Genomic DNA, 12663 nt, shown 5'->3' with positions numbered 1-12663 from the left:
TGTCTCTATTTGAGATAAAGAGATAAAACGCAAAATTCTGTGGAAAGCATTTGACGCAAATACCAATGCATCTTTGCAATCCAGCAGCATTGTAACGAATTAACGTGAAATAACAATATTTGTCTGGGAGTAAGCGAAACTTACCTGGCTAAAATGGAAACTCTACTTGCATACTGACATTGTCGTCACTGTTTTCGTGCCACAAGTAGTCAAATCGAACTCTTGGCTGGCCAGCCAGTTTATTGCCAAATCCCAAGCTCAGTTGCACGCCATGGTTCATCACCCAAGCTTCGGGATCAGACGCAATATCTATATTGTTCTGGCCATTAAAAGTGGTGGTCTTGTAAGTAGTGCCCAAGTTCTCACCGTTAGATGAGTTAGGGTCCCAAATTCCAAAGCCTAAATGACCAAACGAATATTGGTCAGAAATAAATGGTTCCGAATGATACTTGAGCCCCCAATCAGACCAATAGCTTCCTTTTGAGGTGGTATTAGTTTCAGCAAAATTAAACTCTGGCAATTTCGCTGAATAACTAGTCTGCAAAAGTGTGGTATCGAGATTGGACACACACAATGGAGAAGAGTCCAATCCGGTACTGATGTTGGATTTATTGTGGCTGGTGTCTACTGACGAAGTGCTATTGGAACAATAGGCAAAAGACTGGACTGGCAACCAGAAAAGCAGCGATAGTAATCCAATCTTGTACATTTAATAAAACCTATAAATCTATCAATTCGGCCTAGAAGGCCTTAACTCGCGTATATTTTCAACTCACCAAGCAATTGTTCAACACTAGCCGTAGTTAACGAGCGAATGCTTTTACTTTCGGCTAGCTGCTTTCGAACTTGGGTACTTCGAATTGCAACTGTTTCGGGACAAGCTAACACGTTCCACTTCGCCAATATTTCATCCGCTTTATAAAACTGACTAAACTTCACAAAATTATCCGGCCCAACCACAAATGTAAGGCTCGAATCTGGAAAATCGTTTTGCAGCTTATTGAGTACCGCATATGTAGTCACGCTCTCACCCGGTACAAATAGACATTCTTCTATGCGAGAAAGTTCCACGTTAGTTACACTCAAATCACTAATGAAGGCTTCAATGAGCTGGCAGCGAGTACCGTAATCTGCCATCACTTTACCCCAAGCATGAGAAATGCTGGGAACCAACAGAACTTGATCAAAGTGCTCTAATGAGTCAATCACACTTTTATGACCTAACGTCGGTGGGTTGAAAGCGCTACCAAATACAGCGATTTTGTTCATTTTATACCTTAATTAACGTGAAAATTTCGTTCACAGTTTTCTAATCGGATGAAATCGGTATGATATTATACCCAAGTAACCTCAAGATGCTTGAGTATATTTTTAAACAAAACGTTAACGCTAGCAGGAATATTTTAATGGAACAGCAAATTCGAGATGAGATGCGAGTACTGCCGTCTATTGACGCTCACTATGAGATAACAAGGCGCGTAAACTTCATCAAACAAAAACTACAAGAATCAGGCTGTAAGTCTTTAGTTCTCGGTATCAGTGGTGGTGTAGACTCAACAACTTGCGGCCGACTAGCTCAGCTAGCAGTCGAAGAGTTAAACAAAGAAACCGAAAGTGAGCAATACCAGTTTATTGCTGTTCGCCTACCGTTCGGCGAGCAAAAAGATGAAGATGAAGCTCAACTTGCGCTCTCTTTTATCCAGCCTACGCATTCAGTGTCCGTCAATATACAAGCAGGTGTTGAAGGCACACATGCTGCTACACGCGCAGCACTCGGTGAAAACGACCTACTACCTAGTGATGAATCTAGAGTTGATTTTGTAAAAGGTAATGTAAAAGCCCGCACACGCATGGTTGCTCAATACGAAATCGCTGGCTATGTCGGCGGTCTAGTGCTTGGTACTGACCACTCAGCGGAAAATATTACCGGATTTTACACGAAGTTTGGTGACGGAGCATGCGACTTAGCGCCACTATTTGGCTTGAGCAAACGTCAGGTTAGAGAAATAGCTTCAACGCTCGGCGCCCCAGAGGTTCTCGTAAAAAAAGTACCTACCGCAGATTTAGAAGAATTGGCACCGCAAAAGGCGGACGAAGATGCGTTGAACCTCACCTACGATCAAATTGATGACTTCTTGGAAGGCAAGCCACTACCTCAGGAAGTGTCCGATAGAATCGTTGGTATCTATAAAGCGACTCAACACAAACGCTTACCAATTCCAACTATCTACGATTAAAAGAAGTTCCATAGCTAACAGGGAGCAAACCGCTCCCTGTTTTTGTTGTTATGTTAAAGATTGCTAAGTTAAAGCAACTCAATTATGCTGCCTCGCCCATTTCAGTATGCTTTCTAAGAAGAGCTAACGTGAAAAGCGCGAAAAGACTCAGCCAGCCAAAAGAACCACCTGAATCTCCTCCCGAAGAACTTGTTGATGTAGAGCTTAAATAGGCAGTACGTTTTGCATCCGTAGCAACATAGTTAGCCGTCTCATTGCCATCCAATACGTCCTGTATCCACGTTTCATAGTCGTAGATTTCTGTAAAAACGGAAGTAACACCGGAGTTTGTGGCCTGAGTACCACAAGTACTTGGCCCAAAACTGGTAATTCCAACTTGAACCCAAGTACCCGAGTTATCCCAGTATACCGGCCCCCCAGAGTCCCCAGAACATGTACTGTTATAAAGACCATTTGCATTGTTGTAACTGCCTGTAAAGCATATCTGACTACTAGTGACCGCTGAGTAGCCTATACCAGATTGGCAGGTCGCTGTATCCACGTAAGTTAGGTCCGTTTTTAAAAGTGAGTCACTGCCATCATATCCTGTTGAAGTATTCCCATGGCCAATCGCTTCAAACGTTTCCGTGTTAACTTGATATATCGTTACATTTGCTGCGGTGGGTCGCGTTATCACATCATTGACCGCATCGATATTCACGGCCGATTCTAGCTTAACAATCGCAATATCGTTGGCCCAGAGATCACTACTTGAATCTGAGTAGTCAGAACGATAGTAAAACTCGCTAGCCATTACTCTCTCTATACTACCATTGGGGAAGTCGCTTTCATTTTGCAGTTGAGGAACAACAGAGAGAAAAAGCATCTTGTTTTCATCAGCATTACCATTACCGTCAAAGATACAGTGAGCTGCGGTTAAAACGTATTGCGTGGTTAACATGGTGGCACCGCAATAAGGAGACGTGCCGTAAACACCATCATAGTCAATACGATCATAAAACAAGCTAGCGAAATCAGAAAACTCAGTAACAGAAGCAGTTGACCCATTAACAATATAAACAACAGGCCCACTCGCCCGTGCACAAAAAGCAACGAGTAACAGGTTCACAGCTAAAAGTGCAAGTAAGTTCAACTTCAAGATCTTTCTCATCAACACCAATACCGTCTTACGAACAGTTAAAGCACTTAAAAATAAAAAAGCCTCCATAAGGAGGCTTTAGCATCGAGTATGGTCTATCTATCAGTATAGATTAGCCACGATAGTAACGCTGCGGCACAAATGGCATTTTTGCGACCGTCATTGGCAGCATTTTACCACGAACTTCTGCAAGCACTTCAGTGTCAACCGCAGCTAAATCAGCGCGAATGTAGGCCATAGAAACAGGCTTACCTGCATTTGGTCCTGCTGTACCGCTGGTAACAACGCCTATTTTAGTGCCTTCGCTGTCGAAAAGCTCAACACCTTCACGAACTGGCGCTTTTGTTTGGCCAACTAACCCAACTCTTTTACGAGAAACGTCTTTAGTAGCGATTTGCTCTAGGATGATCTCAGCACCAGGGAAGCCCCCCGCACGCTCACCGTCCGCACGACGAATTTTGCTGATGCCCCAAAGTAGGCTTGCTTCAACAGGTGTCGTCGTTGTGTCAAGATCATGACCATACAAACACAAGCCGCACTCTAAACGAAGAGAATCACGCGCACCTAGGCCAATCCATTCAACTTGCTCATAAGCTGTCAATTTACGTGCTAACGCTTCTGCCTGATCGCTTGGAACAGAGATTTCGTAACCATCTTCACCAGTGTAGCCACTGCGGCTTACATAACATTCAATGCCATCCAGTTGAGTCTTTTTGATATCCATAAACAACATATCCGCCACTTCAGGCTGAATATCAGATAGCACCTCAGCTGCTTTCGGCCCCTGAAGAGCTAACAAAGCTCTATCTTCGATCACTTCTAGCTTCACATCTTCTGGCAGATGCTTGGATATGTGAGCGATATCTTGATCTTTACATGCAGCATTCACCACTAGGAACAAATGATCACCAAAGTTTGCAACCATCAAATCATCTAAAATGCCACCTTGCTCATTAGTGAAGAACGCATAGCGTTGCTTCCCTTCAGACAAATCAATAATGTCGACTGGAACTAATGACTCGAGTAATTTCGCAGCACCTTCACCATGTAGTCTAAGCTGCCCCATGTGAGATACATCAAATAACCCTGCAGCATCACGAGTGTGCAAGTGCTCTTTCTTTACACCTAAAGGATACTGAACTGGCATTTCATAGCCCGCAAAAGGCACCATCTTTGCACCACATTCCACATGCACGGAGTATAGAGGTGTCTGCAATAGCTGTTCATTTTCTTGAGTCATTGTTTTCTCCATATTTAGCTCAACTCGATAGTTCGAGCTTGCCTTATTCAGTTCTAGTTTTTGTGATGTCGAAGCACGCTAATCGTGCTCCAATATGTCATGTTTCCAATAATGAACAAGGATGCACTGCTTTTTTGTGATTCACAAGTCAAAAAACCAATAAAACACCAGAAAATTAACATTTGACAAACATAAAAGTTAACATTTAACATCCAATTCTTCACGCCTTGGTAAGCAAGAGCTCCAGGTGCAAATACCCAAGCAAACGTTTGCCCAAAATATTAGCAATCGTTTGCTTTCACTATTGGAAATTTAGATTTCTAAATATCTATCTTGCTGTTACCCATAAAATGTGTGCGTCTTCTTCGCTAACAGACACTAACATATGCCCCATATTCGCGTCATAATACACGCTATCACCCTCGGACATTTTTACTGGTTCATAGAACTCAGAGTAAAATAAAATCTCTCCAGAAAGGACAAGCAAAAACTCTTCACCATCATGTCTCACCCAATCATTATACTCTTCAAAATTGCGAGCTCGAATACGGCTTTTAAAGGGCATCATTTTCTTATTTGAGAGTTGAGTAGCGAGAAGCTCATGTTCGTATGTTGGTGTAGGATGGGGTTTACCTTCGCCATCTTTGTTTAAGTCCCGACGACCAGTAGCCACCTTTTTCTTTGGTGGTTCAAAGAGTTGAGGCATATCTATTTGTAGGCCGTTAGCCAACTTTTGCATAGCCTGAAACGTTGGAGAGATTTGCTCGTTTTCAATTTTGCTTAGTGTAGAGCGAGCAAGTCCAGTTCGATGGCTTGCTTCTTCCAAAGTGATCCCAAGCTTTGATCGGATCTGTTTTATGCGCTCCCCCAACTGCATTGGGGCGATGCTTTCATCAGAAGATTCTTTCGCCAATTTCATCGATGGATATTCACTCAAGGTGTCTTTAGACATGCCTTTCCCTCTTCAATTTAAATTCCTATTTACACAGCCAGCTCTGGTAAAAATATTTAATGTATCTATCACTCTTTTGTGGCTATTAAAGCGTACTTTGGTCTACTTTAAAAGAATTCATGTTTCCTATAGGAAATTTTTGATTGATTGTTCGTGAGACACAGGGTATGTTACTGGCTTGTTAGATGATGAGATGTAAGCTCGGTTTTGAACAAGTGACAATGTTAACATTCGCCTTGTTCACTTTTACCCAACATTTAGGGAATAAGTTGCCTGCTATGACTCGCCTAGTATCGAGTCAATGTGCAGTTGTTAGATAGGCCTAGTACAACAAATACAAATAGAACCAATTGGTGTACTAAAAAATAGGAAGGTCCTCAGCATGAACCAAACATTCAACAATCACAGCTTAGAAAGCTTTTTTACGACCAATCTATCTGCGACAGATGACGCAGTATTTGCGGCTGTGCAAAACGAACATCATAGGCAAAATGAGCAAATTGAGCTGATCGCATCAGAAAACATAGTCTCTAAAGCTGTCATGCAAGCCCAAGGAACGTGTTTAACAAACAAATATGCTGAAGGTTACCCAGGTCGCCGCTACTACGGTGGCTGTGAGCATGTTGATACAGTAGAAGCTATCGCTATCGAACGTGCTAAACAACTTTTTAAATGTGAGTACGCAAACGTTCAACCTCACTCTGGCGCTCAAGCTAATGGCGCGGTAAAACTCGCACTGCTTAAGCCAGGAGACACTATTTTAGGCATGTCTCTTGACGCTGGTGGTCACTTAACTCATGGTGCTCGTCCTGCACTTTCGGGCAAGTGGTTTAACGCAGTTCAATATGGCGTTGATCGCGACACACTTGAAATCAACTATGATGCTGTGCGTGAGCTTGCTATCGAACACAAGCCGCAACTGATTATCGCGGGCGGTTCAGCTATTCCACGTACTATCGATTTTGCTAAGTTCAGAGAAATTGCTGATGAAGTTGGTGCACTATTGATGGTCGATATGGCACATATTGCTGGTTTAATCGCGACAGGCGCTCACCCAAGCCCTCTTCCTCACGCACACGTTGTAACAACCACAACTCACAAAACATTACGCGGTCCTCGTGGGGGTATGATTTTAACAAACCACGAAGACATCAATAAAAAGATTAACTCAGCGGTATTCCCAGGCCTTCAAGGCGGCCCACTAATGCACGTTATCGCTGCAAAAGCAGTCGCATTTGGTGAGGCTATGGGTCCTGAATTCAACACTTACATCAATTCAGTGATCAACAACGCAAAAGTTCTTGCCGAAGTATTGCAAACTCGCGGTTGCGATATTGTGACTGGCGGTACTGATACGCACCTGATGCTTGTGGACCTTCGCCCTAAAGGCCTTAAGGGCAATCAAGTTGAAGAAGCACTGGAGCGCGCTGGAATCACATGCAACAAAAATGGAATCCCATTTGACACTGAAAAGCCTATGATTACATCGGGTATTCGCTTGGGTACTCCAGCTGGAACCAGTAGAGGTTTCGGCGCAGAAGAATTTAAACTCATTGGTGAGTGGATTGGCGACGTATTGGATGGGTTAGTAGAAAGCCCTGAAGGTAACTCAGACGTCGAAGGTAAAGTTCGTAAGCAAGTGAAAGAACTTTGTCGCCGTTTCCCTCTTTACCAGTAACTAATTGACATCCTTATAGCTATTTTTTTGGAGATAAAGCAATGGATAACACACTGAAGTTCGCAGATAGTCACGAGTGGGTTAAAGACAACGGCGACGGTACTGTAACTATCGGTATTTCACAACACGCACAAGAGATGCTTGGTGATGTGGTATTTGTAGACCTGCCAGAAGTCGAAGCTGAACTTGACGCAGGTGAAAGCTTCTCTTTGGTTGAGTCTGTTAAAGCAGCCTCTGACATTTACGCACCAATCACTGGTGAAGTCATTGAAGTCAATGAAGAGCTTGAAGACAGCCCTGAGCTTATCAATGAAGAACCGTACGAAGGTGGTTGGATAGTAAAAGTTAAGATGTCTGATGCAGCTGAACTAGACAACCTGAAAAGCGCTGAAGAATACGCAAACTCTATCGAAGAAGAGTAATTAAAAAATACAACATTAAAGCTGCCACTTTTTAGGCAGCTTTTTTACAGGTTCTAGAATTTCTACCTTACTGCCCAAAATAGCTTTAGGTATATACTTAAAAGTATCAATAGTAGCGTTTTTGCTTGCCATTGGTAGATGAACCTTTAGAAGGTAAAGGATCCATGACTGATTTACTCAACAGCTCGCTTCTCAAACAATTGGGAACGCAAAATGAATTTGTTGGCCGACACAATGGCCCGAATAAAGCAGATCAACAGAAAATGTTGGATGCTATCAATGTCGCTAACTTAGACGCTTTAATCGACGAAACTGTTCCGAGCCAAATTCGTCTCGAAAAGCCGATGTCGCTTGCTGAAGCTAAAAGCGAAGCCGACATGCTTGAAGCGATGAAAGCGTTTGCAGACCAAAACCAAGTAAAGCGTACTTTTATCGGTCAAGGCTACTACAACACCTTCACACCTAACGTTATTCTGCGCAATGTGCTCGAAAACCCAGGCTGGTACACTGCGTACACTCCATACCAACCAGAAATATCTCAAGGTCGTCTTGAAGCATTACTGAACTACCAGCAAATGGTAATGGACCTAACAGGTATGGAAATTGCCAACGCTTCCCTTCTTGATGAAGCTACAGCTGCTGCAGAAGCGATGACGCTATGTAAGCGTGCTGGTAAAAGCAAAAGCAAAGTATTCTTCGTTGCTGACGACGTACACCCACAAACTATTGAAGTTGTGAAAACTCGCGCAGAATACATTGGCTTTGAAGTACAAGTTGGAGCATTAGACACACTACCAGAACAAGACGTATTTGGTGCTCTAGTTCAATACCCAGGAACAACAGGTGAAGTTCGCGACTTAACTGACATCATTGCGAAAGCACAAGCAAACAAAACGCTTGTTGCGGTAGCGACAGATCTACTAGCAAGTGCTCTACTAAAACCAGCTGGTGAAATGGGCTCTGATGTTGTAATCGGTTCAGCACAACGTTTTGGTGTTCCAATGGGATACGGCGGTCCACACGCTGCATTCATGGCAACACGTGACAAGCATAAGCGTACAATGCCGGGCCGTGTTATTGGTGTCTCAATCGACACCAACGGCAACCAAGCTCTACGTATGGCAATGCAAACTCGCGAGCAACATATCCGCCGTGAGAAAGCAACATCGAACATCTGTACAGCTCAAGCTCTTCTTGCCAACATGGCAGCATTTTACGCTGTATTCCATGGCTCAGAAGGTTTGCGCACAATAGCTCGTCGTACTCACCACATGACAGCAATTCTAGCTGCTGGCCTTACAAAGTCTGGTTACGAGCTCGCTCACAATAGCTTCTTTGATACCATTACTATCAACACAGGAAACAAAACAGCAGAGCTATACCAAAAAGCTCAACAAGCTGACATCAACCTTCGTGAGTTCTCAGACAAGTTAGGTATTAGCTTAGATGAAACAACGACAATCGAAGATATCACTGCCCTATTCAATATCTTTGATATTAAAGAAGACGTTTCTGCACTTTCTGCTGAAATTGAGCAAAACGAATTTGCGGCAATCCCAGAAAACTGCCGCCGTGAATCATCATTCCTAACGCACCCTGTTTTCAACACGCACCACAGTGAAACACAGATGATGCGTTATCTAAAACAGCTAGAGAACAAAGACTTCTCGCTAACTCACGGTATGATTCCTCTTGGTAGCTGTACCATGAAATTGAACGCTGCTGCTGAGATGATTCCAGTTACTTGGCCAGAATTTGGTGCGATTCACCCATTCGCGCCACTAGAGCAAGCTGCTGGCTACACTGCATTAGCAGCAGATCTAAAACAAAAGCTTTGTGAAATTACTGGCTACGATGACTTCTCATTGCAACCAAACTCTGGGGCATCAGGCGAATACGCTGGCTTAATCGCGATTCAACGCTACCACGCAAGCCGTGGTGAAGGTCACCGTAATGTTTGCTTGATTCCTAGTTCAGCTCACGGCACAAACCCAGCAACAGCATCAATGGTCTCCATGAAAGTCGTTGTGGTTAAGTGTGATGCTGACGGCAACATCGATATGGGCGATCTAGAAGCGAAAGTTGAGAAGCATAAAGATAACCTATCAAGCATCATGATCACTTACCCTTCAACACACGGTGTATATGAAGAGCAAGTAAAAGAAGTTTGTGAAATGGTTCATGCTGCAGGCGGTCAAGTCTACCTTGATGGCGCAAACATGAATGCGCAGGTTGGCCTAACTTCACCTGGCTTTATTGGCTCAGATGTTTCCCACTTAAACCTACACAAAACGTTCTGTATTCCACACGGTGGCGGCGGTCCGGGCATGGGTCCTATTGGTGTGAAATCTCACTTAGCACCATTCCTGCCGGGACACATTGAAAACGGTGTTCAAGGCAAAGACTACGCAGTTTCTGCGGCAGATTTAGGCAGCGCGTCTATCCTACCTATCTCATGGGCATACATTGCTATGATGGGTGAAGAAGGACTTACTGAAGCGACTAAAGTCGCGATCCTAAACGCCAACTATGTAATGGAAAAACTTCTTCCTCACTACCCTGTTCTTTACCGTGGTACAAACGGCCGCGTTGCTCACGAATGTATTATCGACATTCGTCCACTGAAAGAAGAAACAGGTATCAGTGAAGAAGACATCGCTAAACGCTTAATGGACTACGGTTTCCATGCGCCAACAATGTCGTTCCCTGTTGCTGGCACGCTAATGATTGAGCCAACAGAGTCGGAAGACTTAGAAGAGCTGGATCGTTTCTGCGAAGCGATGATTGCTATTCGCCACGAAATGACAGCAGTGAAAGAAGGCAAGTGGCCGTTAGATAACAACCCACTTGTTAACGCTCCACATACTCAAGTTGACCTATCATCGGAAGAGTGGAACCGCCCTTACCCACGTGAGCTAGGCGCTTTCCCGACAGCGTCAACTAAGATTTGGAAATACTGGCCAACGGTTAACCGCGTAGACAATGTTTACGGTGACCGTAACTTAATCTGTTCTTGCCCAAGTATTGATAACTACGAAGACTGATTTACGGTTGTGATCACAGATAACTAAGTTGGAAACTAACTGGATAACAAAAGGCGAACCATTTGGTTCGCCTTTTTCATTTCACAACAAGGCTAGCTAAGAAACTTTTGCCCCAAACCTTGTTAGGACGAGGAAAAGGAGGCTGATGTTTCAGCCTCCCTTAGTGAATCAGTATTCTAGTGCGTACGTCGAAACTTATGGCAAATACAAATCATATTCCACTAATATTTCTTCGTACCTACCTGATTCTTTTAATTTTTTTAGACCTAAATTGAATTTTTTTAGTAACTTATCATTGTCTTTTAGGGACTTTGTGAGCAACAAACTATAAGAATCTGTTTTAATTGGAATTTCATGAAATCCTATTTTATTGATTTCATCATGTTCGAAATTTTTAGATAGAACAAAGTCCCCTACATTTTTATCCAATTGAACGAAGTCCACTCTGTTTTTTAATAGTTTCTCAAATGTCTTGTAATCATTCTCAGAATAGATAATTTTAATTTTGCCTTTACGCTCTAGTTCTTCTAGTTTTGAATATGAGTAACCTAACGTTCCACCAACAACAGAGCCTTCTAAGCCTATCTTACCATCCCAGTCTACTGGTTTGCTTTTATTAAAAAATAATACTGAGTATCCAATATATATAGGCTTTGAAAAATAAAAAGACTCAGCCCTTTCATCATTCTTTGTCCACATTATTGTCCCTTCACAATCTCCAACTAAAGATTTCTTGTACGATCTAACCCAAGGGTTAAAGTCATAATTAACAGTGATTCCTTCCAATAAAAAAGCTTCTTTAACTACAACAGAAAGAGGCCCAAACTCATGAATAGAGTCATTTACGTATGGTTCATAATTCCCACTGGTTATACAAATATCCCGAGCATTTGAAGCTCCACACAAGAGAAGCATAAACATAATTGTCCATTTCATACTTATACCTTCAAAACAACAACACAAACTAAGTGTTAGCAAGATAGCAATAGAAAGCAATGTTGCTTATGCCCATTATGGTAAATGCCTGACTTAGTTACTCAAAATTTACACCTGATGCACCAAAATCGAGCTAGAGCTGCTATTAGGCACAATACTAAACTCATTTACCCTTCAATCAGGCTGTAAGTTTGCGAAATAATAGAGGATCGATGTGAAATGTTAATTTAGAGAGCTTTTGTTGGTATTCTGGGAAGCTTATGTCCAAAACGAGCTTAGAAGTGATCCATTTTTATTGTCACTCGCTAAGGTAAATGCGGCACGAACGCCTTCATAAATGATCAAACTTTACCTATGAGTCAGTGATGATTCGCTGCAATACACTGCAAATTCTGATCAAACATTATTGTCTTCCGACAACGGCTGGCTTATTACAGATTCGTAGTTCGTAAAGTGCGGTTCAGGCTTTACGAACTGAGCAATTACTCCAATAAAAGATCTGTGTGGAACTAGTTTCCAACTTAGTTAACGAAACTTGCTGTCTATACTCCACCTATTGTGCTTATAGTTTCCAACTCAGTTATCTCAAAGGGGCATCCTAAATGTTTGATTCAGAAAGCTGGCAAGTTTCCATCTTAGTTATCTGTGATCAACGGTTGATCACAGATGACCAAGTAAATAGCAAAAGGCGAGCCATTGGGTTCGCCTTTTCATTTCGCAACAACACTGAGCTGCACAACTTCTGGTCATTAATTCAGTTTATTGGGTTTGATTCAGATTGAATTGCGAGAAATGGCTCATTTCATCGGAAGTACGCTGTTGTTTTATCCACAGACCAATGAATAACAACGTTTTTAATCAATGAATTAATGCTATAGCTTCAAATATAACGCGCTTTGTTAAAAAGTGATAACAGGCCGTCTTGTTTCCATATGAAGGAGGAATACGAAATCTGAAGTTTATACTTTATTATTTAATGACTTATGATAAGTTAATTGAAAGATACTCAGGTAGAA

Annotated in this window: 11 protein-coding genes; 5 read left to right on the top strand and 6 right to left on the bottom strand. The window is 42.5% G+C overall.

The annotated features are described in order from the left end of the window. Positions 1–148: 148 nt before the first annotated feature. Together L7A31_RS01735 and L7A31_RS01730 are read right to left on the bottom strand one after the other, a co-directional pair. Complete coding sequence (locus L7A31_RS01735) at positions 149–709, bottom strand: hypothetical protein (protein WP_237359773.1); 561 nt, start codon at positions 707–709, stop codon at positions 149–151. A gap of 41 nt (positions 710–750) precedes the next feature. After that, the gene (locus L7A31_RS01730) at positions 751–1269 is read right to left on the bottom strand and encodes a nicotinate-nicotinamide nucleotide adenylyltransferase (protein ID WP_237359772.1); all 519 of its coding nucleotides are present in this window, start codon (positions 1267–1269) and stop codon (positions 751–753) included. Between the two features lie 137 nt (positions 1270–1406). Between L7A31_RS01730 and nadE the strand changes: the two genes are divergently transcribed. Continuing rightward, a complete protein-coding gene (gene nadE / locus L7A31_RS01725; protein ID WP_237359771.1) occupies positions 1407–2237 on the top strand; it encodes an NAD(+) synthase in 831 nt (276 codons plus the stop codon). 82 nt (positions 2238–2319) lie between these two features. Here nadE and L7A31_RS01720 read toward each other — a convergent pair whose 3' ends face one another. The 3 genes from L7A31_RS01720 to L7A31_RS01710 form a co-directional block, all read right to left on the bottom strand. Further along, positions 2320–3444 carry a S1 family peptidase gene (locus L7A31_RS01720; RefSeq protein WP_237359770.1) on the bottom strand — a complete coding sequence of 375 codons (1125 nt, stop codon included), beginning with the start codon at positions 3442–3444 and terminating at the stop codon, positions 2320–2322. Positions 3445–3487: 43 nt separating this feature from the next. Beyond that, the gene (gene gcvT, locus L7A31_RS01715) at positions 3488–4615 is read right to left on the bottom strand and encodes a glycine cleavage system aminomethyltransferase GcvT (RefSeq protein WP_237359769.1); all 1128 of its coding nucleotides are present in this window, start codon (positions 4613–4615) and stop codon (positions 3488–3490) included. A gap of 328 nt (positions 4616–4943) precedes the next feature. Next, a complete protein-coding gene (locus L7A31_RS01710) occupies positions 4944–5567 on the bottom strand; it encodes a helix-turn-helix domain-containing protein (RefSeq protein WP_237359768.1) in 624 nt (207 codons plus the stop codon). A gap of 382 nt (positions 5568–5949) precedes the next feature. Between L7A31_RS01710 and L7A31_RS01705 the strand changes: the two genes are divergently transcribed. The 3 genes from L7A31_RS01705 (at position 5950) to gcvP (ending at position 10711) form a co-directional block, all read left to right on the top strand. Beyond that, the gene (locus L7A31_RS01705; protein ID WP_237359767.1) at positions 5950–7245 is read left to right on the top strand and encodes a serine hydroxymethyltransferase; all 1296 of its coding nucleotides are present in this window, start codon (positions 5950–5952) and stop codon (positions 7243–7245) included. A gap of 41 nt (positions 7246–7286) precedes the next feature. After that, entirely contained in the window at positions 7287–7667 is a 381-nt protein-coding gene (gene gcvH, locus L7A31_RS01700; RefSeq protein WP_237359766.1) for a glycine cleavage system protein GcvH, read from the top strand. Between the two features lie 164 nt (positions 7668–7831). Then, complete coding sequence (gene gcvP, locus L7A31_RS01695; RefSeq protein ID WP_237359765.1) at positions 7832–10711, top strand: aminomethyl-transferring glycine dehydrogenase; 2880 nt, start codon at positions 7832–7834, stop codon at positions 10709–10711. A gap of 195 nt (positions 10712–10906) precedes the next feature. Here the strand turns inward: gcvP and L7A31_RS01690 are convergent, their stop codons facing one another. Beyond that, positions 10907–11647, bottom strand: a complete 741-nt coding sequence (locus L7A31_RS01690) for a substrate-binding periplasmic protein (protein ID WP_237359764.1) — start codon at positions 11645–11647, stop codon at positions 10907–10909. Between the two features lie 602 nt (positions 11648–12249). On the opposite strand from L7A31_RS01690, the gene L7A31_RS01685 reads away from it, so the two are divergent. Next, complete coding sequence (locus L7A31_RS01685) at positions 12250–12429, top strand: hypothetical protein (RefSeq protein ID WP_237359763.1); 180 nt, start codon at positions 12250–12252, stop codon at positions 12427–12429. Positions 12430–12663 lie beyond the last annotated feature (234 nt).

The organism is Vibrio marisflavi CECT 7928, from assembly GCF_921294215.1.
Classification (GTDB): domain Bacteria; phylum Pseudomonadota; class Gammaproteobacteria; order Enterobacterales; family Vibrionaceae; genus Vibrio; species Vibrio marisflavi.
The sequence above is the reverse complement of the archived record's forward strand: the minus strand, read 5'-3'. Positions and strand labels throughout refer to the sequence as shown.